Here is a 24,698-nt window from a genome sequence, read left to right as displayed (position 1 = left end):
TTTGTCGGCAAGTTGTAGCAAGCGTCGCCGCCGGCCTGGGGAGTCAGGCCGGTGGAGGACGCCAGGTGTTTGGTCATATACAACCCACATAGGAGAAATACATCATGGCAATCAGTCTGCAAAAAGGCGGCAACGTCAACCTGAGCAAGGAAGCCCCTGGCATTTCGAAGATGATCATCGGCCTGGGCTGGGATGCCCGCGCCACCGATGGCGCCGCGTTCGACATCGACGGTTCCGTGTTCCTGTTGAAGGCCGACGGCAAGGTTCGCGCCGACGTCGACATGATTTTCTACAACAACCTGAAATCGAGCGACGGTTCCGTCACCCACTCGGGCGACAACACCACCGGCGCCGGCGATGGCGATGATGAAACCGTCATCGTCGACCTGGCCACGGTGCCAGCCGAGATCGACAAGATCGCCGTCTGCGTCACGATTCACGATGCCGAAGCGCGCAAGCAAAACTTTGGTATGGTATCGAAGGCGTATGTACGCTGCGTGAATGCCAATGGCAACACGGAAATCGCCCGCTTCGACCTGTCGGAAGACGGTTCGGCGGAAACGGCCATGGTCTTCGGTGAAATCTACCGCAATGGCGCCGATTGGAAATTCAAGGCCATCGGCCAGGGCTACAAGGGCGGTCTGGGTCCGCTCGCAGCATCGTTCGGCGTCGGCGTGTAAGGTAGCCACACCAAACCTACTGCGCGGTGCGCTTTGCGGCCGGCGATGCTCACCGGCTCGGCGCCCCCGTACTAAAGTACGGTTGCGCTTCTCGGCCACAAATCACATCCGCTCGCTACGGTTTTGTGCGGCACCGTTATTCTGTAGTAAGGGCGGTTTAGCCCGACCATCATCATCGTTGAGGAAGGAACAGTCAGATGCCAGTTTTTAGTATTACCGGGGACGTCGATCCGTTCCTGCATGTGTCGCTTGCCAAGGGCGAGAAGATTTATTGCGAATCCAACGCGATGGTGATGATGGAAACCAATCTTGAGCTGAAAGGCAAGATGACCGGCGGCATAGGCGCCGCGCTGATGCGCACCTTTGCCAACGGGGAATCGTTCTTTCAGCAGCATATCGAGGCCATGCGGGGCGACGGCGATTGCTTGCTGTCGCCCACCTTGCCTGGCGCGATGCGGGTGCTCGAGGTTGGCGCCCAACAATACATGATCAGCGACGGCGCTTTCGTGGCGGCCACGTCTGGCGTGGAATTGAAGGTGCGCACGCAAAGCCTTGGCAATGCGCTGTTTGCCCAGAGCGGTGGTTTTTTCATCACCGAGACGGCAGGCAGCGGCCAGTTGGCGGTGTCCGGTTTTGGCGCGATGTCGATACTGGAAGTGACGCCTGGCAAGGACGTGGTGATCGATAACTCGCACGTCGTATGCTGGGACAACCGCCTGCAATACGAAATTTCCATGACGACCGGCAGCAGCGGCGGCTTTCTGGGTAACCTGATCAATAGCCAGACCAGCGGCGAGGGCATGGTACTGAAGTTTTCAGGCACGGGAAAAATCCTCGTGTGTTCGCGCAACCGCGCGGCCTTCCTCGCCTGGACCCAAAGCAAGCCGGCGTAAGAGCAGTTGATGCAACCAACCAAACAGGAGCAATGCGTATGTCTGTCAATTTGAGCAAAGGCCAGAAGATTTCTTTGGACAAAGAAGCTGGTACCACCCTGACCCGTATCACCATGGGCCTGGGCTGGGATGCGGCCAAGACCAAGGGTTTCCTCGGTTTCGGTTCGAAGACGGAAGCCGTCGACCTGGACGCGTCGTGCGTCATGTTCGATGAGAACAAGAGCACGTCCGACATCGTCTGGTTCCGCCAGTTGAAAAGCAAGGACGGCAGCATCGTCCACACGGGCGACAACCGCACGGGCGCGGGCGATGGCGACGACGAACAGATCAATGTCGATCTGTCGAAAGTGCCGGCGAACGTGAAAAGCCTGGTCTTCACCGTCAACAGCTTTACTGGCCAGAACTTCTCGCAGGTGGAAAACGCTTATTGCCGCATCTTGAATGCCAGCAATAACCAGGAAGTCGCGCGTTTCAACCTGTCTGTGCAAGGTTCCCACACGGCGCAGATCATGGCCAAGCTGTACCGCCATAACGGCGAATGGAAGATGCACGCCATCGGAGAAAACGGCAACGGTCGCACGTTTGACGACTTAATGCCCCAGATTTCCGTGCATCTATAAAGGTCTGGCCAAATCTGCTGCGCGCCGCGATTTGCGGCCTGTGATGCTCACTGTGCATTCGCACAGCTGCGCTTCTCGGCTGCAACTCGCATTCGCTCGCGACGATTTTGCCAGACTTTATTAAGGAGCAGTACGCAGCGGGCGGGGGACGGACCGGATACCGGCCCTTGTCCGCTGCTCTATATTGAAGGAGAGTATGTCGTGATGCGATTGCTGATAGCCTTGCTACTTCCGTGTCTCACGTTTTTCATGCTGGGGCGCCCGCTGGCCGGTGCCGCCGCCTTGATCTTGCAGTGCACTGTGATCGGCTGGGCGCCGGCGGCCCTGTGGGCCCTGTACACGGTGAACCAGCATAAAACGGAGCAGGAACTGGAAGGTGCGTTAAGCCGCAGCTACATGCGCAGGCGTAGTCGGTTGATCTAGATCAGCCGGGCGCTTGGAATCCTTGCGCTAAAGCCCGCACGAGCGATCGTGCGGGCTTTTTTGTGGGCGCTCACTTCTTGCAGCGGATTGGCACGTTCACGGAATTACCGTCCGAACTCAGGTTGCGGTACTGCAAATCTTCGCTTTCGATGGCAAAGCGGGGCACGGCGTGCACATAGCGCTGCTTGCAGACGGTGTCGTCATTGATCAGCTGGCCCGCCAGCATGTAGTCGCACAGGGCAAAGCGCGATTCTTCGTCGTCGAGGATCAGCACGCGCGCGGCGCTGTACAGGGCCGATTGCAGTACTTCCGGGCTGCAATTTTCCGGACCCGTCAGCTTCAGATGGGTTTTCGTTTGCGTGGCCAGGCGTTGCAGCTTGACGAGGGCGGCGCGCTCTTCCTTGCGCGCACCGTCGACGTGCACGTCCTCGCTGGCCAGGCGCAGCGCCAATGAGGCGATCTGGTCGATGGAAATATGCCAGGCAAAGCCTTCCAGCCGCGTGCGGATCTGGCCGGGCAAGGGATCGGCCGCATCGACTTCGCAGCGGTACTGGCCCAGGTGGGGGCGGCACAGCACGGGAATGGCAAAGGCCGAGGTGCGCTTGCCCTTCACGAATTTCTGGCTCAGGTCGCCAAAGTTTTCATGCGTGATGGTATCGAAGCGGGCTTGGCCAAAGCCCATCTTGACGAGGTTTTCCTTGCGCTGGCGCGAGAACAGGGCGTCGACGGCATCGTAGATATTCTTGTTGAAGATGCGGTCCAGCGGCTGGCGCTCGTCCGACATCTTTTCAAACACGGCGCTGGAATTGGGCGCGTTGGCATCGATGGAAATGAGGATGAATGGCTTGCTGTTCAGGCGCGGCGGCACGACGGCCATGTCGTTGCCGTACAGCTGCGTCAGGGCCACGTCCCACAGGGTTTCCACGCCCAGGTTGTCGGCCGCGCCGCCATCGAACAAATGCACGTACGACGGCGATTCGCGCGATTCGGAGCCGAGTTCCGGCACGAAACTGTTTTTCGGGCGGAAGCGCTCGAAGGTGACGGAATCGAACACGCCGGGAAACGCGGCCGAGGTGGCTACGGCCGTGGCCAGGCGGATATCCTGGATCGGCGAATGCAGGGTGCTGTAAAAATACTCGTAGGAAAACACCACGCGCTTGCCGCCATCGGTGGCGTCCGTTGCGTTGGCCAGGAAGATGGGGCCGTCGTGCGGCAAGTCCTGGTAGGTTTTCTTGTCGTACAGCACATCGTCCAGCACGTCGGACAGGAACGAGGTGCGCGTCTTGTTCGTCAACAACATCGTCGTCAGGTTGGCAGGTTTCAAGATGGTCTGCCCAAAGAAATCCGTTTTCAGCTTGCTGCGCAGCAAGGGCCAGTCCGTCTGCTTGCCATGCAGCGCATAGTAGCCGCCCGCGATGGCGCCGCCCGACACGCCGGAAATGGCCGAGGCGCCGCTGACGAGGCCGAACTGTTCCAGCTGTTCCAGCGAGGCGGCCGAGAAATTGGCTGCGCGGCTGCCCCCGCCGGACAGGGCGATGCCGATGAAGTGGTCATTCGGCATGGGATTCTGGATGCGCGCCTTGGGCGCGTCGATGCGCAGGCGCGGGGTTTCCTGCACGGTAAACGTGCGGTTTTCGACGCCGCGGTTGGGGCGCAGGGCGAGTACCGTGCAGCCGCTCAGCAGCGCAACGAGGATAAATGGGACGAACAAGCGTGGATTCATGCGTGATCTGTGCGTAGTCATTGGTTGGGATACGGACGGAAACGTGTGGGATTCTAGCAAACCCGGCAACAATCAGCTATTCATCTGATAGCCGAGCATGGCGGCATTGTAGAGCGCGTGCACGAGCATGGGCGCCAGCAGCGCGCCGCTGCGCTCGTATGCGATGCCCGTGCACAGGCCCAGCACGAAGACGGGCAGCATGGCGGCCGGTGGATGCACGATGGCAAACAGCGCGGCGGCGAGGCCGATCGCTTGCCAAGCGGGCAGAGAACGGCGCAAGCCGCCCTGCAGCAAGCCGCGGAAGATGAATTCCTCGCACAGGGGCGCGGCCAGCACGCCCGCGGCCAGCAGCCACAGTCCGTCGCTATTGATCTGCATCAATGGTGCAGCGGGCGGCGGCAACAGGGCCGCGTAGCCGATGCCGAACAGCGCCGCGCCACAGGCGCCCGCGACTCCCCGGCGCCACGGCTGGCGGCCCTGTCCGATGCGCGGCACGCCGGCCGTCCTGGCGCGCCAGTAGACGAGGCGCAGCAGCGCATACGTGAGCGCACCGGCCGCGCCGAAGGCGATGGCCAGCTGCGCCAGCGGCGTCGTACTGCTCCCTTTGAGCAAGATCAAGGAAAGTGTTTGCAAGATGAAAAACAGCATGGCCGCGATCAGGCCGTCGGCCGCCCCTACCGTGGCTGGCGGCGAAGCGACCGGATCGAGCAGGCAGGGCAGCGCGTCGCGCGCCTTTTGCCACAGGGCCACGGCCAGCGCGCCCGTGAACACGACAAACACCAGTTGCTGCACCAGGCTGCCGGCGGCCAGCGCGGCGATGTACAGGCCGGTGAGCAGCAAATACAGGTACATATACGTGGGGCGCACCTTTGCCGTGGTTTCCGTGGCCAGCGGGTCGCTGGCAAACACGCCCAGCGCCACGGCGATCAGCGCATACAAGGGGATGCCGGCCAGGGCCAGCAGCATCAGGCCCGCCGTTTGCCACGACCACGCGGGTAGCCAGGCCAGCGCCGCACCGAACAGTATCAATGGATACAGCAGGGCCAGCAGGGCCCACAGCTGCGCCTTTTGCCGCAGCGCCTGTTCGATGGAGACGGGAAACGTGTACAGCAGCCACAGCGCGCCGCCTTCCTTGTTCAGCGTCTGGAAGGCCGACATCAGCAGCACATACGTGCCGAGGAAAAAGCCGGTGGAGGCCAGCAAGACGGGGCTGGCCAGCAGCGCGTGCACGTCGCGCACCTGGCCCGTAAACAGGGCCTGCCCGCCGAGGATCAGCAAGGGCATCAGCAGGGCTTGCACGAGAAAATTGCGGTCGCGCAAGAGCAACGTCAGCTCGCGCCGCTGGATCGCCGTGCCAATGCGCGGGCGCCACCGCTGCGTGGGCGATGGCGCCGCTGCCGGCTTGCGCGCGGCTTCGCGCTGGCCCGCGCCCACGACGCCATGGCGCAACTGGCGGCGCAGGATGGCCATGCCCAGCAGCATCAAGCACAGGCATTGCGCCAGCAGCACGATGGCGGGCAGCAAGGCGGCCACGCCATCGGCATTGAGCAGGCGCAGCAGCAGGCCCGGCGGCGTCCAGCCGCTCCAGGCGGGCATGGCCGCCGCCCAGGCATACGCGAAGCCGCCCGTGCCCATGCCGAACGACATGCCCATATACATGGGCAACAGCCCGGCCAGGGAAATCACTGCCTGCAGGTTGCCCAGCCGGGATGGCGTGAGCGACAGGCGCAAGCCCGTGTCGACCAGGGTGCGCAGCATGGCGGCCAGGGCCAGCAGGACGAGGCTGGCGAGCAGGCCGGACAGTGGCGAAAACCAGCCCTGGCCCGAATACCAGGCGATGACGGTCGTGCTGGGCCACAGGGCCAGCAAGCCGGCCGGATTGACGAGCGTGCGTTCGAGCACGCGCACCCATAGCAGGGTGCTTTTCCTGACGGGCAGGGTGACCAGCCATTCCAGGTCCCAGTCCGGCTTCGATAGTTCCCCCATGCCCAGCGGCAGCAGGACGCTGACCAGCCACAACAGCGTTAGTTGCAGGGTCAGCCCGCCGATCAGCGTCGCGCTGAACGGCGTGGCCATCAGTTGCGTGATGACGGGGTCGAGCAGGCCGCTGTCCGTGTGCAGGCTGCCGCGCGCCTGGCAGGCGGCGACCTGGTCCAGCAAGCAATGCATGTTCAGCACGCTGTGGCGGGCGATGCTGCCAAAGGAAAACAGCATGGGCAGCAATAGCAGCGCCCCCAGCAGCCAGCGTCCGCCGCGCTTGCCCGGCGTGGCGGGGCGGCTTTTACTGTTTTTCTTGAAGGAAAGCCCCCGGCCGCTGATGTTGAGCAGGCGCTGCAGGCGCAAGCGGGTCAGCAGCCAGACGGCGCGCCAGGCGGTGGGCGGCGCCGGTGTCATGCCGTCGACGTTTCATCGGTGAGCTGCAAGAAGAGCTCTTCCAGGCTGCCATCGCTGGACAACTGCTGGCGGATATCGTCCAGGCTGCCCGTGGCGACGAGGGCGCCCCGGTGGATGATGGCGACCCGGCTGCACAGCTTTTGCGCCATATCGAGCAAATGCGTGGACACGAAGATGGTGGCGCCGGCGGCGGCGCGGCGCAGCAGGCGTTCCTGCACGTCGCGCGAGGCACGCGGGTCGAGGCCGTTGATCGGTTCATCGAGGATCAGCACGGCCGGATCGTGGATCAGCGCGCAGGCCAGGCCCAGTTTTTTCTTCATGCCCAGCGAGTAATTGACGGCGAAATCCTCGCTCGCTTCGTCCAGGCCGAATTCCGTCAGCAGGCGCGCCGCGCGGGCGGCCGCTTCCGCGCGCGAAAAACCATGCATTTCAGCCACGAATTGCAGGATTTCACGGCCGCGCAAATAATCGTAAAAGATGGGATTGTCGGGCAGGTAGCCCACCTTGCGCTTGACGGCGGCGCCATCGCGGTGGCAATCGAGGCCATCGACCAGCACGCGCCCGGCGCTGGGCACGAGGATGCCCATCAGCATGCGGATGGTGGTGGTTTTTCCCGCCCCGTTCGGGCCCAGGAAGCCGAAGACCTCTCCTTTTCCTACCTGCAAGGTCAGCGGCTTGACGGCCTCGAACGTGCCGTACTGTTTGGACAAACCTTCGAAGCTGATCATCATGCATCCCAAAAAAGATAGCGTGCAGGATGATAGCCTGATAAGGCGCCGCCAGAGCGCCCCTTAGTGGCGTAACTTAATGCCGCAGCATCACGCCGATGGCGATGCAGGCCAGGATCGCCAGGCTCATGGCGAGGCTGTAGGCGACCATCAATAACAGCCAGCGGCAGACGGTGGCGAGTTTGCCGCTTGGATACACGCGCCACATGGCCCAGGGCAGATAGGCCAGCAGCCAGGCGCCGAGCACGAGGCGGACAAGGTCGACGGGGATCAGGATCATCAGCGCCATCGTGATGAAGGCGAAGGCATTCGTATGCAAGGCGAACAGGAAATGCTCGCCATAGCGGCGTCCGCTGCCCAGGTAAAGGATTTTCAGGAACAGGGCGAACAGCGGCATCAGGCAAAACATGGCGTACGGCGCGTAATGGAAAAAGCTTTCCACCACGAGTTTTTGTTTCTCGGCCGTGGGAAGTTGCTCAAAGTCTTGCCATTGGTGCGGCAGCGTGGGCGTCTGGCCCAGAATGCTGACCTGCATGGTCGATGTCTTGTTTTCCGCAATGTGGCGGGGACCATGGGCGCCTACCTGGGCTTGCTGGTCGTGGACGGTGAGGAACACGCCGGGGCTGCTGAACTTGAGGATGGCAAAGAACAGGATGCTGAAGGTCAGGTAGACGCGCAGCGGCTCGACGTAGCGCACGCGGCGTCCCGCGAGGTATTCATTACTGAGTGCGCCTGGGTGGAACAGCAGCAGGGCCAGGGTACGCCAGAGCTTGCCTTCGAGCGCCACATAATGGGCGACGAATTCATGCAGGAATTCGCGCGCGCTGGGCATGTGCAGGGTAGTCGTTTGGCCGCAGGCGCTGCAGAAGTTGCCTGGCGCATCGGTATTGCAGTTATGGCAGGTGCTGGCGGGACGCGTGCTGGATGACACTGTTTTCAAGATAGACTCTTTCCATGGCCGAAAGGTAAAGATGATCGCTCAAGGGCGCAGCATATGATGAATGAAAAGAATGATAAAAGCACATTTTTTTGCGTTCTAGTTGCTTCCGAGATACAAAATCCTGCGCCGGTCAAGCGCCACCGAAGGCGGCCAGCAGGCGGCGTTCACCGGCCGGCGTGAGGCGCAGGGCGCGGCTGTCGAGTTCGCGCTCGGCCCAGCGCTGGCGCAGGGCCAGCTGCAGGATGGCCGCCCCCAGCGCGCCGCCCAGGTGGGCGCGCCGTTCGCTCCAGTCCAGGCAGGCGCAGGCGAAGCGGCGGCGCTGGCGCTGCAATTGCGGCACGTCGATGCCCAGGGCCGCCATGCCGGCCGCACCCGATGCCGACAGCCGATACTCGCCTTCGCCGCCATCGGCCAGCAGCCAGCCTTGCGCTTGCAACTGGTCATGCAGGGCGACGGCCACCGTGCCGGCCATGTGGTCGTAGCAGGTGCGCGCATGGCGCAAGCGGTCCGGCGTGGTGGGCGTAAACGGCGTTGCCGCCACGCCGGCCACCACCAGCAGCGCTTCGAGGGCCTGGCCCACTTCCGCGCTGGCCAGGCGGTAATAGCGGTGCTTGCCCTGTGCCAACATCGACAGCAAGCCATCGTCGCGCAAGCGCGCCAGATGGGCGCTGGCCGTCGAGGCGCCCACCTCGGCCAGCGCCGCCAATTCCGTGGCCGTGCGCGCATGGCCGTCGAGCAGGCTGCACAGCATGCGCGCGCGGGCCGGTTCGGCGATGGCGCCGGCCAGTTGCGCCAGTCCCATGTCGGCCGAGCGAAGTTTGTCATCCATGATTCGTTCCAGGGCGAAGTGTAGTGGTGGAAGGGGCAGCATACTCGTGTCCCCACCTCACTGCAATGGAATGCGCATGCCGCTCGCCGACTTTGTTATCGACCCCGCCGACCCTTTTTCAGCCCTTACCCACGCGGCGCCGTATGACTACTATCGCCGCCTGGCGGACGGCCCGCCGCTGCGTTTCGATGCGCGGCTCGACTGCTGGCTGGCGACGGGCGCGGCCGGCGTGCGCGCCGTGCTCGAGCATCCCGATTGCCGCGTGCGCCCGACCGGCCAGCCGGTGCCGGATACCCTGGCGGGCACGCCGTGCGGTGCGATTTTTGCGGAATTGGTGCGCATGAATGAAGGCGAACGGCATGCCGTGCCGAAGCAGGTGCTGGCGCGTTCGCTGGGACAGGTGGACCTGGCGCACCTGCAGGCGCGGACGTGGCGCATGGCCAGCGACCGCGTGCCCGACAGCGCCGTGCAATTGAACGGCGCGCTGTTCGAACTGCCCCTGTTTGCCATGGCGGACTTGCTGGGTTTTGCGCCAGCGCAATGGCCGGCGCTGGCCGCCTGGACGCGCGATTTCGTCGCCTGCCTGTCACCGTTGAGTAATGGAGAACAACTGGCTGGCGCGCAAGTGGCTGCAGACGCCTTGCTGCAAGGTTTTACCGTGTTGCTGCGCGAGGCGGATGCATTGCCCGGCAGCTTGCTGGCCAAGGTCGTGTCCGAGGCGGAAGCGCTGGGCTGGCGAGCCTCGGGCGGCGTGCTGGCCAACCTCGTGGGTCTGCTGTCGCAGACCTGCGATGCCACGGCCGGCTTGCTGGGCAATGCCATAGTTGCCTTGCGCACGCAACCGCAGTGGTCCACGCAAGTGCGTGCCGCCCCCCGGCTGTGGCCAGCCCTGCTGCGCGAGGTCAGCCGGCATGACCCCTCCATCCACAACACGCGCCGCTACACGGCGCAAGACGTGGAATTCGATGGCGTGCGCGTGCCGGCCGGGCAGATGATCGTCGTCGTGCTGGCCAGCGCCGGCCATGCGGAGTGCGGCTTTGGCCATGGCCGCCACATTTGTCCGGGCCAGTCCATCGCGCAGGCCATAGCCACGGCTTGCCTGCAGGCGTGGGCCGACGGGCTGGACCGCATGCCGCTGGCGTGGCGTTATCTGCCGTCGCTGAACGCGCGCATTCCTGTTTTTAGCCTGGGAGAAATGAAATGATTGCCGTGATTTTCGAAGTCTGGCCCAGCGTGGAAGGGCGCCAGCAGTATCTGGACCTGGCCGCCGCGCTGCGTCCCTTGCTCGATGAAGTGGACGGTTTCATTTCCATCGAGCGCTTCAGCAGCCTGAGCGAGCCAGGCAAATTGCTGTCGCTATCCTTCTTTCGCGACGAGGCTGCGCTGGCGCAATGGCGGCAGCTGGAAGCGCACCGCGCGGCGCAAACAGCCGGCCGGCAGGGCGTGTTTGACGACTACCGGCTGCGCATTGCCGCCGTCGTACGCGATTACGGCATGCTGGACCGGCAGCAGGCGCCGGCCGACAGCCGGCGGCGTCACAGCGTTTAGCGTGGCAGTGCGCCCTGCGTGATTTTCACTTTGACCCGGTACGTGGGCTCGGCCGCATTCAGGGCGGGCGGCGTGGCCGGATCGACATCGAGCAGGGTAAACGTCAGGTGGTTGACGGTGACGGAACTGGCGGCGCCGGGCATGGAGTCGGACAAGACGATGTCCGTGGCGCCTGCGCTGTTGAGCAAACTGAAACTGTAGCTGACGTAGCCTTTCCACACGCACACGGCGCCCTTGCGGCAGCGACTGTCGTTGACACGTTCGAGTTTCAGGGTGTCGGTGGCCGTGATGGCCACCTGTTCGCCCGGCGAGAGCACGTGGGTGACGCTGCGCGGCGTGTTTTCCGCGTCGCCGGCGCTGCCGGCCGCGCCGCAGCCAGCCAGCACGGCCAGGCAGGCGAAGAACAGGGGAAGCAACACGGTGCGGTAAGAGCGGGTCAGATAATGCATGTTTTTCCTTTCAGGTGGAGCGTCCCCGGCGTGCTTGTTCACGCGTGGGATGAAAATGATAGTAACAAAATGATATTTTTACGGCGCACTATTGGCGTGCTGCCGGTGAATTGATGCGCCAGCCACGCGGCGCGCCGATTACTGCGTAGAATGGCTGTTTTGAAAATCAGGAAACAACCATGAAAAAAACCGACCTGGCCAAAAGCGATGCCAAGAAACTGATGGGAAAGATGAATGTTCCCGGCGCCGGTGCATTCGGTAAGGAAGCGGTGGTCATCGACCGCCGCGAGCAGCGCAAGCGCGATCAGGCCCTGGGCCTGGTGCCATTCGCCGTCAAGCTGAACAGCGATCTGGTCTTGCAATTGCAGACCCTGGCCAAGGAACGCGGCGCGGATCTGAATGAATTGGTCGCCGAGCTGATCACCAAGGGCTTGGCTGCAGCGTAAGGGCTGACAATGTTCATCTGTTGATAAATATCAAGTTGTAAAACTAAAAGGCGCCTTGCGGCGCCTTTTGCATTGCGGCATTGCTTGCGATTACACGTAGGCGGCCAGGGCGCCCTTCATTTTTTTCAGCGCCGCCACTTCGATCTGGCGGATGCGTTCGGCCGATACGCCGAACTCTTCTGCCAGCGCGTGCAGGGTGGCGCCGGAGCCGTCGTCGTTGGCCAGCCAGCGCGCTTCGATGATGCGGCGCGAACGGGCGTCCAGCTTCGACAGTGCCGTTTCCAGGCCTTCCGATTGCAGACGCGTCACTTGTTCCGCTTCCAGTACCTTGGTCGGCTCGCTTTGCTCCGACGACAGATAGGCGATCGGCGAAAACTTGTCGTCCTCATCGTCGGTCGGCGATTCCAGCGCGATGTCGCGGCCGCTCAAGCGGGTTTCCATCTCGATCACTTCTTCGCGCTTCACGTCGAGCAGCTTGGCCAGCGCATCGATCTGCTTTGGCGTCATCGCGTCCAGGCCCGTCTTGTGGCTGCGCAGGTTGAAGAACAGCTTGCGCTGCGCCTTCGTCGTCGCGACCTTGACCAGGCGCCAGTTTTTCAGGATGTACTCGTGCATCTCGGCTTTCACCCAGTGCATGGCGTACGACACCAGGCGCACGCCCTGGTCCGGATCGAAACGCTTCACGGCTTTCATCAAGCCGATATTGCCTTCCTGAATCAGGTCGGCGTGCGGCAAGCCATAGCCCAGGTAGCCGCGGGCAATCGAGACCACCAGGCGCAGGTGCGACAGCACCAGTTCTTGCGCGGCGGCCAGGTCATTTTTTTCACGCAGGCGTGTCGCCAGCGAAATTTCTTCGTCATGGGTCAACATGGGCAGGCGGTTCACGGCCGAAATATAGGCGTCGATATTGCCCAGATTGCCAGTGAACCCGAGGCCCAGCGCATTACTTTTGGTCGGAACCAATGCGGACGTTGCGGACATCATAGTCATGTTTTCTCCCTCGTAGTCTTGCTTTGTTCCAGTTGGCCACGTCACGCGACGTGGCAGCTCGTATCTTCGTTTTTGCGTATTCGGTCTTGCACTTTGCAGATCGCGGCACCATCTTGATCTGGCGTCCATGGCGGTTCTGCTGTTGGTATGTCCCTATATTAGCACTCTCTGCTTGAGAGTGCCAATCAGCACATTTAATCGACCTGATAGCCTAAATGCTATAGCGAATGAATGCTTGATATACATCTTTAAAAAGCGATCTGAACAGCGCTGCAGGCCGCTTTACGACAACATGGCCAGTCTACGGCCTCTGGCTGAAGCGAGCCTTAAGAATACTTGCTTAATGTCAATATAACAGCAATATGGAGATGGCGAGACGCATGGCGGCGCGGGAGCGCCGCCATGGAAAGGAAGGTCAGTTCAGGCGCGCCAGGTGGCGCTGCACGCAGAGGAAGGCGCCGATCAGACCCAGGCCGGCGCTGAGGGCCAGCAAGCCGGCCATCGGCAGCGGCGCCAGCGGCACCAGCTGGAATTCGGACGCATACAGGCGGGCAAACTCGGCAATCGCGGTATTCAGCGGCTGCAAGGCCAGCGCCACGGCGCCCAGGGCCAGCGCACCGGCGCACAGGCCCAGCAGGGCGCCCGTGTAATAGAAGGGACGGTGGATGAAGGTATCGGTGGCACCGATCAATTTCGAGATGCTGATTTCATCGCGCTGCTGCATCACCTGCAGGCGGATGGTGTTGAAGACCACGGCGATCACCGCCACGCCCAGCGTGATCGCCAGCAGCAGCAGCACCAGGCGCAGCACGCCCAGCAGGGCCGCCAGGCGCTTGACCCAGGCCGAATCGACTTGCGCCGATTCCACGAATGGCAGCTGGCGCAACTGTTCCGCCACCGCATCGACATCCTGCGCTTCGCTGGCGCTGCTGAAGGCATCGAGTTTCAGCACATAGCTGTCGGGCAGGGGATTGTCGCCCAGGGTGCTGAGCACATCGGCCAGGCCGCTCTTGTTTTTCAGCGAGTCCAGCGCCTGTTCGCGCGGGATGAAGACGATCTTTGCCTTTTGCGGGCCCACGATCTTGCGCATGGCGCTCGCCAGGGCCACGGCTTGCTCGCGCGGCGTGTCGATCTTCAGGAAGACGCTGATTTCCGGGTCGACCGACATCTGTTCCGACATGGGGCGGACATTGTCGAGCATGGTCAAGCCGGCGAACGGCAGCGACAGGGCGATGGCGACGACGAGCACGTTCAATAGAAAGCCGCCCGGCGACTTGCGCAAGTGAATCAGTGCCGAACCGAGGGCGAAGCGGTGTTGACGGAACCAGCCTCTCATGCCTGCTCTCCCTGCGCGTCGTCCTGGTCGGGAGAGGGCGCAAAATCGGGATCGGGCGGCGCGAAGACGGGCGCCTGCGTGGCCTTGTCGATGGCGACCAGCTGGCCGTTTTTCAGGTGGATCACGCGGGCGGCGGCGTCGAGCATCTGTTCGTCATGGCTGGAAATGAGGCAGGTCACGCCCACGGAGTGGAATGCTTTCAGGGCGTCGAGCACCTTGTTGGCGCTGGCGCGGTCCAGGTTGGCCGTCGGTTCGTCGGCCAGGATGATCTGCGGCCGGTTGACGATGGCGCGCGCGATCGACACGCGCTGCTGTTCCCCGCCCGACAGCGACAGCGGTCGCGCCATGGCGCGGTCCAGCAGTCCCACCTTGTCGAGCGCGGCGCGCGCGCGCTGTTCGGCGGCCGCCTTGTGGGCGCCGACGACGAGCAGCGGCAGCATGACGTTGGCCAGGATGGAGCGGTCGTTGAGCAATTTTTGCTGCTGGAAGATCAAGCCCATGTTACGGCGCAAAAACGGCACGCCGGCCGGCTTGATCTTCGCCATGTCCTGGCCATTGACGATCAGCTTGCCCGACGTGGGGCGTTCCATGGCGGCGATCATTTTCAGCAAGGTGGATTTGCCGGCGCCGGACGGGCCAGCCAGGAACACCAGCTCGCCCTTGGCAATACTGAGCGAAATGTCGCTGAGCGCCACGGCATCGGGGGAGTATTGCTTGGAGACGTGCTGAAATTCAATCATGTATGGGCTTATCCGAGCAGCGCTTCGACAAATTCGGCAGCCACGAAAGGCTGCAAGTCTTCAATTTTCTCACCGATGCCGATGAAATACACGGGCACGGGGCGTACGCGGGCAATTGCCGCCAGCACGCCGCCCTTGGCGGTGCCGTCCAGCTTGGTGATCACCAGGCCGCTCAACTGCAGGGCATCGTCGAAGGCCTTCACTTGCGTGAGGGCGTTCTGGCCCGTGTTGCCGTCGATGACGAGCAAGGTTTCATGCGGTGCGCCATCCATGCCCTTGCCGATCACGCGCTTGATTTTCTTCAATTCTTCCATCAGGTGCAACTGCGTCGGCAAGCGGCCTGCCGTGTCAACCATCACCACGTCGATGCCGCGCGCTTTTGCCGATTGCACGGAGTCGTAAGCCACGGCGGCCGGGTCGCCCGATTCCTGCGAAATCACGGTGACGTTGTTGCGCTCGCCCCAGACCATCAGCTGCTCGCGCGCGGCGGCACGGAAGGTGTCGCCCGCGGCCAGCAGCACGGACTGGTTATTCGACTGCATGTGCTTGGCCAGCTTGCCGATGGTGGTGGTCTTGCCGGCGCCATTCACGCCGGAAATCATCATCACCAGCGGCTTGTGGCGGCCCAGCTCGAAGCGCTTTTCCAGCGGCGAGAGCAGGTCGATCAGCAGCACTTTCAGGGCGGCCTTGACGGCGGCCGCGTCGAGCAGCTTGTCTTCCTTGACCCTCTTCTTCAGTTCCGTCAGCAGGAATTCCGTGGCGTCGATGCCGGCGTCGGACATCAGCAGCGCCGCTTCCAGCTCTTCGTACAGGGCGTCGTCGATCTTCGCGCCGACAAACAGCACGGACAGGGTGTTCGAGGTTTTCGACAGGCCTGCCTTGAGGCGCGTCATCCACGATTTTTTCTCGGGTTCGGCGGCCACGATCACGGGTACGAGCTCGGCCGGCGCACCGCTCAGGGGCGTAGCGGCAGGCTGCGGGGCAGGCGGCGTGGCGGCGGGAAGGACGAGAGGCTCGGCTGGTGCAGCCTCGGAAGCGATGGGTTTTTTCTTGAAGAAACTAAACATGGATGTGTGGTGGCGGGTGCTGACCTAAGGCCCGGCGGCGCCGGACACTGTGTTACGGGCTATTCTACCAGAGCGCGCCCGGCCCTTCATGCTTTACTGTTCGATTGGCAACATTGCGCCGCTATCCACGGAGATCGCCGCAGTTGCCGCGCTTTTCAGCCGGTTCAGTGGGTTTGCAGGGCCAGTGCCTGGTGGCGGCGGCGCCAGTCGGCGATGCTTTCGTCGACTTGCCGCAGGTCCAGCACATGCAAAAAGTGTGGCGGCTGCCTGGTCAGCACAGGACTGCGTCCGCCGGCCCACAATTCCATGTTGGGCGGCAAGCTTGCGTGCAGCTGCTGCAGGCTGTCGCGCGTCTGGCGTTGCTTGCTGGCGCTGGAAAACGACAGCGCCACGATGTCCGCCCGTTGCGCGCGGGCGGCCGCGACGATGTCCGTCAGCGGCGTTTCCACGCCCAGCGACATGCAATGGGCGCCGGCCGCCGCGCACAGCGCCTCGGCCATCAGCAGCCCCAGGCCATGACGCTCCTGCGGCAAGGTACTGAGGACGATGCGTGGAGAGCGCGTGGACGGGCTGCTTGCTTGTGGCAGGGAAAAGATGGCGTGGCGCATCACCGTTTGCAAGGTTTCGCTGTACAGATGCTCCTCATACACGGCCAGTTCGCCGCAAGCCCACGCTTCGCCCACCATGCCGGTGAGGGGGGCGATGACGTCGATGGTGAACGCTTTCAGGCCCAGCACGGCCAGCGCCTTGCGCAGGGCGTCGCCCAGTTCTGCCATCTGGTGGCCACGGCACAGGGACAGGTAGTGTTCGAGCTGGGGGGCTGGCGTTGACGGCGCCGCGCTGCTGGCGCTGGCCAGCTGCTGCAATTGCACGGTGCTGTGCTGCATGATTTTGCCCGGGCGGAATCCGAGGTCCAGCAAGCGCTTGACCATGCGCAACTTCTGCACTTGCTCGGCCGGGTAGCTGCGCTCGCCAAAGGCGTCGCGCTGGGGCTGGGGAAAGGCGTAGCGGCGCTCCCACACACGCAAGGTTTCCTTGGCCAGTCCGGTATCGCGTTCGACATCGCTGATGCTGAAGGCGGAAGTAGGTTGCAGGTCAGTATCCATACCAGAGTGGCTTTGCTCGCATGCGGAAGAACGTGGCATGCATTTTACGCCTTCCGCCGCCCCATACCAAATAGCTGAATCCGATTGGAAATCGCGGGCGTATGAGTTTTGGAGCGGCTCGCACACTCATTGACATGAATCAATATTTCATCGATTATCCATGAAGCTGATTTTGTCCAGGACAAACTTAATGCAGGTGTACTCATGAAAATTGCCGTCGTCGGAGCAGGAATCGCAGGTTTGTCGTGTGCCTATCGCCTGGCGCAATCGGGCCGGGACGTCACCTTGTACGAGGCGGGCGACTATTTTGGCGGCCACAGCCATACGGTGGATGTCACGCTCGATGGCATCACGCATGGCGTCGACACGGGTTTTCTCGTGTTTAACCACGCCACGTATCCGCACCTGGTGCAACTGTTCCAGGAACTGGGCGTCGAGGCGGCCGACAGCGATATGTCGTTTTCCGTGAAGATGCCGCTGGGCGCTGCGCCGGACGTCCGCGTGCTGGAATGGGCTGGCGCCAATCTGGACACCGTGTTTGCCCAGCGCAGCAATCTGCTGCGCCCCGCCTTTCTGCGCATGTTGCGCGACATTCTGCGCTTCAACCGCCAGGCCAGCGCCCTGGCCACGGCCGCCTTGCCGGCGCCGGCCGTGTCGCTGGGCGAGTTTCTCGACCTGCACGGCTATGGCGACGAGTTCCGCCACTGGTATCTGTTGCCGATGGCCGCCTGCATCTGGTCGTGTCCGGCGCGCCAGATGCTGGCCTTTCCCTTGGCCACCTTCATCCGTTTCTGCCACAACCATGGCTTGCTGCAAGTGAGCGACCGGCCGCAATGGCGCACGGTGCGGGGCGGCTCGCGCGTGTACGTGGAAAAATTGCTGGCAGGCATCCCACAGCAGCGCCTGGCTTGCCCCGTGCTGGCCGTGCGCCGCCAGCAGCACGGTGGCGCCCGCATGGTGGAACTGCAGACGGCCGCCGGCGTCGACCACGTCGACCACGTCGTGCTCGCTTGCCATAGCGACCAGTCGCTGGCCCTGCTGGGAGACATCCGCGACGACGAGCGCTCCGTGCTCGAAGCCGTGCGCTACCAGCCCAACCGCGCGGTACTGCATACGGATGCGTCCTGCCTGCCGCAGCGCCGCCGTGCCTGGTCGGCCTGGAATTACCAGGGCCGGCCGGCCGCGCACGGGGATGCGCCGCAAGTGTGCGTGCATTATTTACTGAACCAGTTGCAGCCTTTGCCCTTCACCACGCCTGTCATCGTTTCGCTCAATCCGCTCGACGAGCCCGATCCGGCGACCATCATCGACGAGTTTTCGTATGCCCATCCCGTGTTCGATGGCGCGGCCATTGCGGCCCAGGCGCGCCTGGCCAGCTTCCAGGGCGCGCAGCACACGTGGTTCGCGGGCGCCTGGACTGGCTACGGCTTCCATGAAGACGGCTTGAAGTCGGGCCTGGCCGTGGCCGAAGCACTCAATGGCCTGGCGTCGGCGGAGCTTGGCCATGCCGCGTGATCCCACGCAGCCGCTCCGGCCGCAGCCCCAGCTGTGCCTGGGACGGGTGCGCCATGCGCGGCTGCGTCCGCGCGCGCATGCCTTTGCTTACGGCATGTTTTATTTGCGTTTGCCCTTGCGCAGCCTGGGCGCGCACGATTTTGCTGCCCGTTTGATTTCGCGCAACGGCGCCAATGTGCTGTCCTTCCGCGACAGCGACCATGGCGATGGCACGACGCCGCTGCTGGACTGGATCGACGGCTTGCTGCGCCAGCATGGCGTGGTCGACGCGGGCGGCGAAATCTGGCTGCAAACGATGCCGCGCATGTTCGGCTATGTCTTCAATCCCGTCAGTTTCTGGTTTTGCCACGGGCTTGACGGCGCGCTGCGGGCCGTGCTCTGCGATGTGCGCAATACCTTTGGCGAGCGCCATTTGTACTTGCTCGAGCAGGGCGGCGCGATTGCCTTTGGCAGCGAACTGGTCGCCAAGAAAATTTTCCACGTGTCGCCGTTTTGCAAGGTGGAAGGCCAGTACCGCTTCCGTTTCCTGCGCAATCAGGCTCAGGGCGGCGAGCGCCACCTGGCCAGGGTCGATTACGACGACCTCGACGGCCCGCTGCTGCGGACGAGCTTGTCCGGCACGGCGCAGCCGCTGCGCGATGGCGCCATCGCCTGGGCCTTGCTGCGCTACCCCCTGATGACCTTTGGCGTGATGGCGCGCATCCATTGGCAGGCATTGCGCCTGTGGCTGCGCCGCGTGCCGTTTTTCAGCAAACCCCACCCTCCACAAGAAAAGGTGTCCCGATGAGCTCCGATTCCCTGCCGACCGGCCTGCATGCGCGCAGCAGTTCCACTCCCGTGCATGTGCATGACCATCGTGACATGCCCGCTGCCGGGCGCATGATTGTGCGCTTGCTGGAAAAATTGCAATATGGCGCTTTGCGCCTGCGCACGCCTGATGGCAGCATCTTGCTGTACGGCGATGGCAGCCACCCCGTCACCCTGGACTTGCACAACTGGCGCCTGTGCGCGGCCGTCCTGCGCTCGGGCGACATCGGCTTTGCCGAAACGTTTATCGCGGGGGACTGGCGCACGGATAATTTGCCGGGCTTGATCGAATTGATGATACGCAACCGTGCGCACATCGAATCCCTGATCTACGGCAACTGGTGGGGCAACCTGATCTATAAGGTGCGCCATCTGCTGCACCGCAATTCGCGTGCCGGCAGCAAGAAGAATATCCACGCCCATTACGACATCGGCAACGCCTTTTATCAGCTGTGGCTGGACCCGTCGATGACGTATTCGAGCGCGCTGTTTTCCGAAGGCGCCAGCCTGGAGCAGGCGCAAGGTGCCAAATACCGGCGCATCGCGGACCAGTTGCAACTGCAGCCGGGCCAGCGCGTGCTGGAAATCGGCTGCGGCTGGGGCGGCTTTGCGGAAACGGCGGCGCGCAGCTACGGCGCCCACGTGACGGGCCTGACCTTGTCGACCGAACAGCTCGCCTATGCGCGCCAGCGCCTGCACGATGCGGGGCTGGCAGGGCAGGCCGACCTGCAGCTGTGCGATTACCGCGACAGCCATGGCCAGTACGACGCCATCGCCTCGATCGAGATGTTCGAAGCCGTGGGACAAAGCTACTGGCCCGGCTATTTCGAGTGTGTGGCGCGCAACCTGAAGCCGGGCGGACGCGCCTGCATCCAGACCATCGTCATCGCCGACGAACTGTTCGAGCGCTACAGCAAGAGCACGGATTTCATTCAACAGTACATTTTCCCGGGCGGCATGCTGCCTTCGCCGGCCGGGTTTCGCCGCGCCGCCGAGGCGCAGGGCTTGCGCGTGGAAGACGCCTTCAGCTTTGGCCTCGATTACGCGGAAACCTTGCGCCAGTGGCGCGCCAGCTTCCTGGCCCAGCGCGCGGCGCTGGAAAAGCAGGGTTTCGATGGCCGTTTCCTGCTCACCTGGGAGTTTTACCTCGCGTATTGCGAGGCCGCCTTCCAGGCGCACAACACGGATGTGATGCAATTTACCCTGATCAAGGACTGACCATGCGCCGCCTGCTTGCCACTGTTGTGCTGTCATTGACCATGTTGGGCGCCGCTGCCGCGCCGCCAGCCTTTATCGTTGCCGACGTACCCGAGGCCCGCCTGGCGGGCGAGGGCGAATACACGTGGTTCGGCATGCGTATTTACCGCGCGCAACTTTGGGTGGGACCGCAAGGCTACCAGGGTACGGCATCCGAATCGGCGCCGTTTGTACTGGAACTGCGCTACGCGCGCGCGCTCGACGGCAAGAAAATCGCCGAAGCCAGCTACGAACAGATGCAGAAAATCGGCGCGGGTACGCCGGAGCAGCGCCTGGCCTGGCTGGCCACCATGCAGCGCATCTTTCCTGACGTCAAGGAAGACCAGCGCATCGCAGGCGCCTACCGGGCGGGCATCGCGCCCGGTGTGCGTTTTTATCTCGATGGCAAGGTGCTGGCCGACGTGACGGATGGCGACTTCGCGCGCGCCTTCTTTGCCATCTGGCTGTCGCCGTCGAGCACGGCGCCGAAGCTGCGCGCGGCCTTGCTGCAGAGTGCGGCGCCGCTGCCATGAACGCCGGGGCCAGCGCCTTGACCTTGCCTGCCTTGTTCAGTTATGGCCTGTTCGGCCTGCCGCTGGCCATGCTGGCGCTGCCCATCTATATATATGTGGCGCCGTTTTATGCGCAGCGCAGCAGTCTTGACCTGGCGCAAATCGGTGCCGTGCTGCTGGCGGCACGCATCGCCGCCGCCTTCATCGATCCTGCCCTCGGTGTCTGGATGGCGCGTGGCGGGCGAGGCTATGCAATATATGTTGGCGCCTCGCTGCCCTTGCTGCTGCTGGGCTTTGCTGCCCTGTTCCATCCGCCGGCCATGCGGGAAGCTGCCACCCTGGCCTGGTTCCTGGCCGCCTTGCTGCTCGTGTATGCCGCCTATGGCCTGGCCGGCATCGCGCACCAGAGCTGGGGCGCGGCCCTGAGCCAGCTGCGCGCGCAGCGGGCGCGGGTGACGGCCGTGCGCGAAGGCTGCGGCTTGCTCGGCGTGATCCTGGCAGCGGGGCTCACTTCCTTGCTCGGCTATGACGGCTTGTCGCTGGCCTTTGCCGTCTGCCTGCTGGCGGCGGGGGCGCTGCTGCTGGCGCGCGCGCCGCGTCCAGTGTTGCGCCAAGGCCCGCAGGCGCTGCCCGCTGGCGCCTGGCGCCTGCCGTTTCGCCAGCGCGCCTTTCGCTGGCTGTTTGCCGTCTTGCTCGTCAATGGCGTGGCGGCCGCCATTCCCGCCACCCTGTTCCTGTTCTTTGCCACTGACTACTTGCGCCTGGGCCATTACGCAGGGCCGTTCCTGATCGTCTACTTTTGCGCGGCGGCCGCCTCGATGCCCGTGTGGGTGACCCTGGCGCGACGCTTTGGCGAAGCCCGTGCCTGGTGTGGTGCCATGCTGCTGGCCGCAACCGTGTTTGTCTGGGCGTATGGCCTGGGCGCGGGTGCCGCCTGGGGTTTTGCCGCCATCTGTCTGCTGTCGGGCCTGGCACTGGGCGCCGACCTGGCCTTGCCGCCGGCCCTGCTGGCAGGGCTGATCGGCGCGGCCGGCCATGCCGGGCGGCACGAAGCGGCGTATTTCGGCTGGTGGAACTGGGGCGTGCAGATGAGTCTGGCGCTGGCGGCCGGTATCGCCTTGCCCCTGCTGGCCTGGCTCGGCTATGTGCCGGGCAGCAGCAAAGGCTTGCCGGCCCTGGCTGCCGCCTACGCCTTGCTGCCCTGCGCCTTGAAACTGCTGGCGGCGTTACTGTTGTGGCGTGCACCCTTGCAACATATATATAGTGACCACCTGGAGAATCGCGCATGCGCTTCATGAGTTATTGCAAACGCCGTTTGCCGCTGGCGGTCCTGATGCTGGCGCTGGCCGCCTGCTCCACGCCGCCCACGCCGGCCATGTATGCGCAGGAATTGCCCATACTGGATCTGCAACAGTATTTCAATGGCACGCTCGATGCCCACGGCATCTTCCAGGACCGCTCCGGCAAGGTGGTCAAGCGCTTCACCGTGGTGATGCGGGCCAGCTGGGTGGGCGAGACGGGCACCCTGGATGAAGACTTCACGTATTCGGATGGCAGCCGCCAACGGCGCGTGTGGACCTTGCGCAAGACGGCGCCCGGGCGCTTCATCGGCACGGCGCCCGACGTGATCGGGGAGGCCATCGGCGAAGTGGCCGGCAATGCGCTGCGCTGGCAATACGTGCTGGCGTTGCCCGTCGACGGCACGGTTTACCACGTCGACTTCGAGGACTGGATGTTCCTGATGGATGACAAGGTCATGCTGAACCGCGCCGCCATGAGCAAGTTCGGCTTCAGCCTGGGCGCCGTCACTTTATCGTTCAGCAAGCGTCCGCAGGCGGCCCCATGAATCGCAAGGTTACCAGCTGGGCCGGCAAGCGCGTATGGATCATCGGCGCTTCCAGCGGCATCGGTGCCGCGTGCGCCACCTTGTTGCTGGAGCAGGGCGCCAGCGTGGCCTTGTCAGCCCGCCATCGCGCCAGCCTTGAGCGGCTGTGCGAGGGACAGGCGCTGGCGCAGGCATTGCCGCTCGATATCACCCAGCACGCGCAGCTGCGGGCCGTCTGCGTAGAATTGCAGCAGCAGTGGACGCATATCGACCTGATACTGGTGGTCGCCGGCGGCTATCAGGCCATGCGCGCCGATAGCTTCGACCTCGAGGCGGCCCAGGGCTTGCTGGCCCTGAATGTGGGCGGCGTCTTCAATTGCCTGGAGCAGGCATTGCCGTGGCTATTGCGCCAGGGCAGTGGCGGCATCGGCATCGTCGCTTCGGTGGCCGGGTATGGCGGCTTGCCCAAGGCGCTCGCGTACGGCGCCAGCAAGGCGGCGCTGATCAACCTGACGGAGTCGCTGTACCTGGACTTGCATCCGCGCGGCATCGGCGTGTACCAGATCAATCCCGGTTTCGTCGCCACGCCCCTGACGGCGGACAATGATTTCACCATGCCGGCCCTGATGACGGCGCAGGATGCGGCGGCCGCCATGCTCGACGGTATCGAGCGGGGGCAGTTCCACGTCCACTTTCCGAAACGCTTTACCAATACCATGCGCCTGGCGCGGCTGTTGCCGTACCGCGCCTATTTTTGGCTGATCCGCAAGGTGACGGGCGTATGAGCACAAGCATGCTGGACACGGAAGGCATGGAAGAGGCGCTGGCGCGCCTGGTGGCGTTTTACGAACACCTGAGCCTGGAGGGCCTGGCCCAGCTGGGCGCCGTGTATGCGCCAGACGCCCATTTCAAGGACCCGTTCAACGAGGTGGTGGGGCATGCCGCCATCCTGGCCATCTTCGAGCATATGTTCGTGCAAGTCGATGCGCCACGGTTTGTCGTGCTGGAAAGCCTGGGGCAGGGAGAGCAAGCGTTCCTGACGTGGGAGTTTCGCTTCCGCATGAAACGCCTGGTATCTGGCGAACAATGTATTCGTGGCGCAACCCATGTGCGTTTCGATAGGCAGGGACGGGTGGTAGTGCACCGTGATTATTGGGATGTGGCGGAAGAATTGTATGAAAAACTGCCGGTGCTGGGCCCTTTCATGCGCATGCTCCGCCGCGCAAGCCAGCGTTAAGGCTGATTCTTGATGCTTATAAGCAAAAAATGCGAAAAAGAAAAAGTAAATTGTGTGGTATCGGGTCGGCGAAAACTTGATTTCGGTCAATGTGTCGTTTTTTAGACACAAATATGTCGAAATATTGAGAAGGCAACATTGTAAGAATTTGTTTCAACTGATGCGCAATTTGCAAGCAAGAGTCGTCCTCATCGGTTCTAGGAGGGGGGCTGAAGAGTTAGCCGGAAAACATGAAAAACATTTCTATGTGAGCAATTTAAATTACCGGAAAGTCAGTAATTGTGTTGATACTCTGCCTATTTTCCTGACGCGCGCGCCGACGTCAAAAATGGCGTCTACGCCCCTGAATAATGCGGCAACGCACCAAAACAGGGCGTGATATTTCCCGTTTTTGGGCATCCGGCAGCAAACATTGGCGATGCCGTGTATGCTTCTTTCCGTTTATCCATTATCGCCTGACAAATTGTGCGCTTTGTCGCGTAAATCATGCAGGGTAAATGATGGGTAAAGCATGTTGATGTTTTAATCACGCGCCTGATACTGTTGCACTAATACAACGGGTGTCGACAAGGCATGCGCTATGATGGAATGGTCAATCAGGCCAATGCATTGGTTGGCAAGGGGCACTGGCTCTGTCGCGTAGTACGGTTGGCG

26 protein-coding genes are annotated in these 24,698 nt (G+C 62.9%); 15 read left to right on the top strand and 11 right to left on the bottom strand.

The window, feature by feature from the left end; genetic code table 11:
• The first annotated feature begins 104 nt into the window (after positions 1–104).
• From CSQ92_RS24440 to CSQ92_RS24425, 4 genes are all read left to right on the top strand, one after another.
• Positions 105–680 carry a TerD family protein gene (locus CSQ92_RS24440; RefSeq protein WP_034784897.1) on the top strand — a complete coding sequence of 192 codons (576 nt, stop codon included), beginning with the start codon at positions 105–107 and terminating at the stop codon, positions 678–680.
• 197 nt (positions 681–877) lie between these two features.
• On the top strand, positions 878–1,573 hold the full coding sequence (locus CSQ92_RS24435; protein ID WP_070258816.1) for a TIGR00266 family protein: 696 nt from the start codon (positions 878–880) through the stop codon (positions 1,571–1,573).
• Between the two features lie 38 nt (positions 1,574–1,611).
• Positions 1,612–2,193 (top strand): TerD family protein, encoded by a 582-nt coding sequence (locus CSQ92_RS24430; protein ID WP_034784902.1) that lies wholly within the window; start codon positions 1,612–1,614, stop codon positions 2,191–2,193.
• 204 nt (positions 2,194–2,397) lie between these two features.
• Entirely contained in the window at positions 2,398–2,616 is a 219-nt protein-coding gene (locus CSQ92_RS24425; RefSeq protein WP_034784905.1) for a hypothetical protein, read from the top strand.
• Between the two features lie 70 nt (positions 2,617–2,686).
• Here CSQ92_RS24425 and CSQ92_RS24420 read toward each other — a convergent pair whose 3' ends face one another.
• The 5 genes from CSQ92_RS24420 to CSQ92_RS24400 form a co-directional block, all read right to left on the bottom strand.
• On the bottom strand, positions 2,687–4,339 hold the full coding sequence (locus tag CSQ92_RS24420) for a patatin-like phospholipase family protein (RefSeq protein ID WP_070258818.1): 1,653 nt from the start codon (positions 4,337–4,339) through the stop codon (positions 2,687–2,689).
• Positions 4,340–4,411: 72 nt separating this feature from the next.
• The gene (locus CSQ92_RS24415) at positions 4,412–6,733 is read right to left on the bottom strand and encodes a type II CAAX endopeptidase family protein (protein ID WP_099395646.1); all 2,322 of its coding nucleotides are present in this window, start codon (positions 6,731–6,733) and stop codon (positions 4,412–4,414) included.
• On the bottom strand, positions 6,730–7,464 hold the full coding sequence (locus CSQ92_RS24410) for an ABC transporter ATP-binding protein (protein ID WP_257219342.1): 735 nt from the start codon (positions 7,462–7,464) through the stop codon (positions 6,730–6,732). Before CSQ92_RS24410 ends, CSQ92_RS24415 begins: the two co-directional genes overlap by 4 nt.
• A 73-nt stretch (positions 7,465–7,537) precedes the next feature.
• Positions 7,538–8,392, bottom strand: a complete 855-nt coding sequence (locus CSQ92_RS24405) for a DUF3667 domain-containing protein (protein ID WP_257219349.1) — start codon at positions 8,390–8,392, stop codon at positions 7,538–7,540.
• Between the two features lie 139 nt (positions 8,393–8,531).
• Positions 8,532–9,230: an ArsR/SmtB family transcription factor gene (locus CSQ92_RS24400; RefSeq protein WP_099395644.1), complete on the bottom strand. Its 699-nt coding sequence runs from the start codon at positions 9,228–9,230 to the stop codon at positions 8,532–8,534.
• 76 nt (positions 9,231–9,306) lie between these two features.
• Between CSQ92_RS24400 and CSQ92_RS24395 the strand changes: the two genes are divergently transcribed.
• Both CSQ92_RS24395 and CSQ92_RS24390 read left to right on the top strand, forming a co-directional pair.
• The gene (locus CSQ92_RS24395; protein ID WP_099395716.1) at positions 9,307–10,434 is read left to right on the top strand and encodes a cytochrome P450; all 1,128 of its coding nucleotides are present in this window, start codon (positions 9,307–9,309) and stop codon (positions 10,432–10,434) included.
• Positions 10,431–10,778: an antibiotic biosynthesis monooxygenase family protein gene (locus tag CSQ92_RS24390; protein ID WP_099395643.1), complete on the top strand. Its 348-nt coding sequence runs from the start codon at positions 10,431–10,433 to the stop codon at positions 10,776–10,778. Before CSQ92_RS24395 ends, CSQ92_RS24390 begins: the two co-directional genes overlap by 4 nt.
• On the opposite strand, the gene CSQ92_RS24385 is transcribed toward CSQ92_RS24390, so the two are convergent.
• Positions 10,775–11,227 (bottom strand): hypothetical protein, encoded by a 453-nt coding sequence (locus CSQ92_RS24385; protein WP_092612939.1) that lies wholly within the window; start codon positions 11,225–11,227, stop codon positions 10,775–10,777. The two genes, CSQ92_RS24390 and CSQ92_RS24385, sit on opposite strands and share 4 nt — an antisense overlap.
• Before the next feature lie 179 nt (positions 11,228–11,406).
• On the opposite strand from CSQ92_RS24385, the gene CSQ92_RS24380 reads away from it, so the two are divergent.
• Entirely contained in the window at positions 11,407–11,673 is a 267-nt protein-coding gene (locus tag CSQ92_RS24380; RefSeq protein ID WP_034784922.1) for a hypothetical protein, read from the top strand.
• 90 nt (positions 11,674–11,763) lie between these two features.
• Here CSQ92_RS24380 and rpoH read toward each other — a convergent pair whose 3' ends face one another.
• The 5 genes from rpoH to CSQ92_RS24355 all read right to left on the bottom strand — a co-directional run bounded on the left by rpoH (position 11,764) and on the right by CSQ92_RS24355 (position 16,912).
• Positions 11,764–12,657 carry an RNA polymerase sigma factor RpoH gene (gene rpoH, locus CSQ92_RS24375; protein WP_034784924.1) on the bottom strand — a complete coding sequence of 298 codons (894 nt, stop codon included), beginning with the start codon at positions 12,655–12,657 and terminating at the stop codon, positions 11,764–11,766.
• 421 nt (positions 12,658–13,078) lie between these two features.
• Positions 13,079–13,999 carry a permease-like cell division protein FtsX gene (ftsX, locus tag CSQ92_RS24370; RefSeq protein ID WP_034784931.1) on the bottom strand — a complete coding sequence of 307 codons (921 nt, stop codon included), beginning with the start codon at positions 13,997–13,999 and terminating at the stop codon, positions 13,079–13,081.
• Complete coding sequence (locus CSQ92_RS24365; RefSeq protein WP_034784934.1) at positions 13,996–14,739, bottom strand: cell division ATP-binding protein FtsE; 744 nt, start codon at positions 14,737–14,739, stop codon at positions 13,996–13,998. The genes ftsX and CSQ92_RS24365 overlap by 4 nt, the downstream gene beginning before the upstream one ends.
• A gap of 8 nt (positions 14,740–14,747) precedes the next feature.
• Positions 14,748–15,806 (bottom strand): signal recognition particle-docking protein FtsY, encoded by a 1,059-nt coding sequence (gene ftsY, locus CSQ92_RS24360; protein ID WP_099395642.1) that lies wholly within the window; start codon positions 15,804–15,806, stop codon positions 14,748–14,750.
• Between the two features lie 164 nt (positions 15,807–15,970).
• Positions 15,971–16,912, bottom strand: coding sequence for a MerR family transcriptional regulator (locus CSQ92_RS24355; RefSeq protein ID WP_092612944.1), 942 nt, complete (start codon positions 16,910–16,912; stop codon positions 15,971–15,973).
• Between the two features lie 204 nt (positions 16,913–17,116).
• Between CSQ92_RS24355 and CSQ92_RS24350 the strand changes: the two genes are divergently transcribed.
• Genes CSQ92_RS24350 through CSQ92_RS24315 form a run of 8 tightly spaced genes read left to right on the top strand, consistent with a single transcriptional unit; the run spans position 17,117 to position 24,044 of the window.
• Positions 17,117–18,427, top strand: a complete 1,311-nt coding sequence (locus CSQ92_RS24350) for an NAD(P)/FAD-dependent oxidoreductase (protein WP_099390006.1) — start codon at positions 17,117–17,119, stop codon at positions 18,425–18,427.
• Positions 18,417–19,214 carry a DUF1365 domain-containing protein gene (locus CSQ92_RS24345; RefSeq protein WP_099390083.1) on the top strand — a complete coding sequence of 266 codons (798 nt, stop codon included), beginning with the start codon at positions 18,417–18,419 and terminating at the stop codon, positions 19,212–19,214. The genes CSQ92_RS24350 and CSQ92_RS24345 overlap by 11 nt, the downstream gene beginning before the upstream one ends.
• Positions 19,211–20,452, top strand: a complete 1,242-nt coding sequence (locus CSQ92_RS24340) for a class I SAM-dependent methyltransferase (RefSeq protein WP_373606064.1) — start codon at positions 19,211–19,213, stop codon at positions 20,450–20,452. The genes CSQ92_RS24345 and CSQ92_RS24340 overlap by 4 nt, the downstream gene beginning before the upstream one ends.
• 2 nt (positions 20,453–20,454) lie before the next feature.
• Complete coding sequence (locus tag CSQ92_RS24335; protein ID WP_099395641.1) at positions 20,455–21,003, top strand: chalcone isomerase family protein; 549 nt, start codon at positions 20,455–20,457, stop codon at positions 21,001–21,003.
• A complete protein-coding gene (locus tag CSQ92_RS24330) occupies positions 21,000–22,280 on the top strand; it encodes an MFS transporter (protein ID WP_099395640.1) in 1,281 nt (426 codons plus the stop codon). Before CSQ92_RS24335 ends, CSQ92_RS24330 begins: the two co-directional genes overlap by 4 nt.
• Positions 22,268–22,828, top strand: a complete 561-nt coding sequence (locus CSQ92_RS24325; protein WP_373606063.1) for a DUF3833 domain-containing protein — start codon at positions 22,268–22,270, stop codon at positions 22,826–22,828. Before CSQ92_RS24330 ends, CSQ92_RS24325 begins: the two co-directional genes overlap by 13 nt.
• Entirely contained in the window at positions 22,825–23,592 is a 768-nt protein-coding gene (locus tag CSQ92_RS24320; RefSeq protein WP_099395639.1) for an SDR family NAD(P)-dependent oxidoreductase, read from the top strand. The genes CSQ92_RS24325 and CSQ92_RS24320 overlap by 4 nt, the downstream gene beginning before the upstream one ends.
• Positions 23,589–24,044, top strand: coding sequence for a nuclear transport factor 2 family protein (locus CSQ92_RS24315; RefSeq protein WP_099395638.1), 456 nt, complete (start codon positions 23,589–23,591; stop codon positions 24,042–24,044). Before CSQ92_RS24320 ends, CSQ92_RS24315 begins: the two co-directional genes overlap by 4 nt.
• Positions 24,045–24,698: the final 654 nt, after the last annotated feature.

It is taken from the genome of Janthinobacterium sp. BJB446 (genome assembly GCF_002735655.1).
In the GTDB taxonomy this organism is placed as follows: Bacteria; Pseudomonadota; Gammaproteobacteria; order Burkholderiales; family Burkholderiaceae_D; genus Janthinobacterium; species Janthinobacterium lividum.
The sequence above is the reverse complement of the archived record's forward strand: the minus strand, read 5'-3'. Positions and strand labels throughout refer to the sequence as shown.

Coding starts and splice junctions, on each gene's coding strand:
- CSQ92_RS24400 (WP_099395644.1), bottom strand. CDS start 9,230: ATGGATGACAAACTTCGCTCGGCCGACATGGGACTGGCGCAACTGGCC.
- ftsX (WP_034784931.1), bottom strand. CDS start 13,999: ATGAGAGGCTGGTTCCGTCAACACCGCTTCGCCCTCGGTTCGGCACTG.
- ftsY (WP_099395642.1), bottom strand. CDS start 15,806: ATGTTTAGTTTCTTCAAGAAAAAACCCATCGCTTCCGAGGCTGCACCA.
- CSQ92_RS24385 (WP_092612939.1), bottom strand. CDS start 11,227: ATGCATTATCTGACCCGCTCTTACCGCACCGTGTTGCTTCCCCTGTTC.
- CSQ92_RS24395 (WP_099395716.1), top strand. CDS start 9,307: ATGCCGCTCGCCGACTTTGTTATCGACCCCGCCGACCCTTTTTCAGCC.
- CSQ92_RS24425 (WP_034784905.1), top strand. CDS start 2,398: ATGCGATTGCTGATAGCCTTGCTACTTCCGTGTCTCACGTTTTTCATG.
- CSQ92_RS24415 (WP_099395646.1), bottom strand. CDS start 6,733: ATGACACCGGCGCCGCCCACCGCCTGGCGCGCCGTCTGGCTGCTGACC.
- CSQ92_RS24315 (WP_099395638.1), top strand. CDS start 23,589: ATGAGCACAAGCATGCTGGACACGGAAGGCATGGAAGAGGCGCTGGCG.
- CSQ92_RS24345 (WP_099390083.1), top strand. CDS start 18,417: ATGCCGCGTGATCCCACGCAGCCGCTCCGGCCGCAGCCCCAGCTGTGC.
- CSQ92_RS24365 (WP_034784934.1), bottom strand. CDS start 14,739: ATGATTGAATTTCAGCACGTCTCCAAGCAATACTCCCCCGATGCCGTG.
- CSQ92_RS24350 (WP_099390006.1), top strand. CDS start 17,117: ATGAAAATTGCCGTCGTCGGAGCAGGAATCGCAGGTTTGTCGTGTGCC.
- CSQ92_RS24410 (WP_257219342.1), bottom strand. CDS start 7,464: ATGATGATCAGCTTCGAAGGTTTGTCCAAACAGTACGGCACGTTCGAG.
- CSQ92_RS24435 (WP_070258816.1), top strand. CDS start 878: ATGCCAGTTTTTAGTATTACCGGGGACGTCGATCCGTTCCTGCATGTG.
- CSQ92_RS24325 (WP_373606063.1), top strand. CDS start 22,268: ATGCGCTTCATGAGTTATTGCAAACGCCGTTTGCCGCTGGCGGTCCTG.
- CSQ92_RS24380 (WP_034784922.1), top strand. CDS start 11,407: ATGAAAAAAACCGACCTGGCCAAAAGCGATGCCAAGAAACTGATGGGA.
- CSQ92_RS24355 (WP_092612944.1), bottom strand. CDS start 16,912: ATGGATACTGACCTGCAACCTACTTCCGCCTTCAGCATCAGCGATGTC.
- CSQ92_RS24420 (WP_070258818.1), bottom strand. CDS start 4,339: ATGAATCCACGCTTGTTCGTCCCATTTATCCTCGTTGCGCTGCTGAGC.
- CSQ92_RS24320 (WP_099395639.1), top strand. CDS start 22,825: ATGAATCGCAAGGTTACCAGCTGGGCCGGCAAGCGCGTATGGATCATC.
- CSQ92_RS24430 (WP_034784902.1), top strand. CDS start 1,612: ATGTCTGTCAATTTGAGCAAAGGCCAGAAGATTTCTTTGGACAAAGAA.
- CSQ92_RS24340 (WP_373606064.1), top strand. CDS start 19,211: ATGAGCTCCGATTCCCTGCCGACCGGCCTGCATGCGCGCAGCAGTTCC.
- CSQ92_RS24440 (WP_034784897.1), top strand. CDS start 105: ATGGCAATCAGTCTGCAAAAAGGCGGCAACGTCAACCTGAGCAAGGAA.
- CSQ92_RS24330 (WP_099395640.1), top strand. CDS start 21,000: ATGAACGCCGGGGCCAGCGCCTTGACCTTGCCTGCCTTGTTCAGTTAT.
- CSQ92_RS24390 (WP_099395643.1), top strand. CDS start 10,431: ATGATTGCCGTGATTTTCGAAGTCTGGCCCAGCGTGGAAGGGCGCCAG.
- CSQ92_RS24335 (WP_099395641.1), top strand. CDS start 20,455: ATGCGCCGCCTGCTTGCCACTGTTGTGCTGTCATTGACCATGTTGGGC.
- rpoH (WP_034784924.1), bottom strand. CDS start 12,657: ATGATGTCCGCAACGTCCGCATTGGTTCCGACCAAAAGTAATGCGCTG.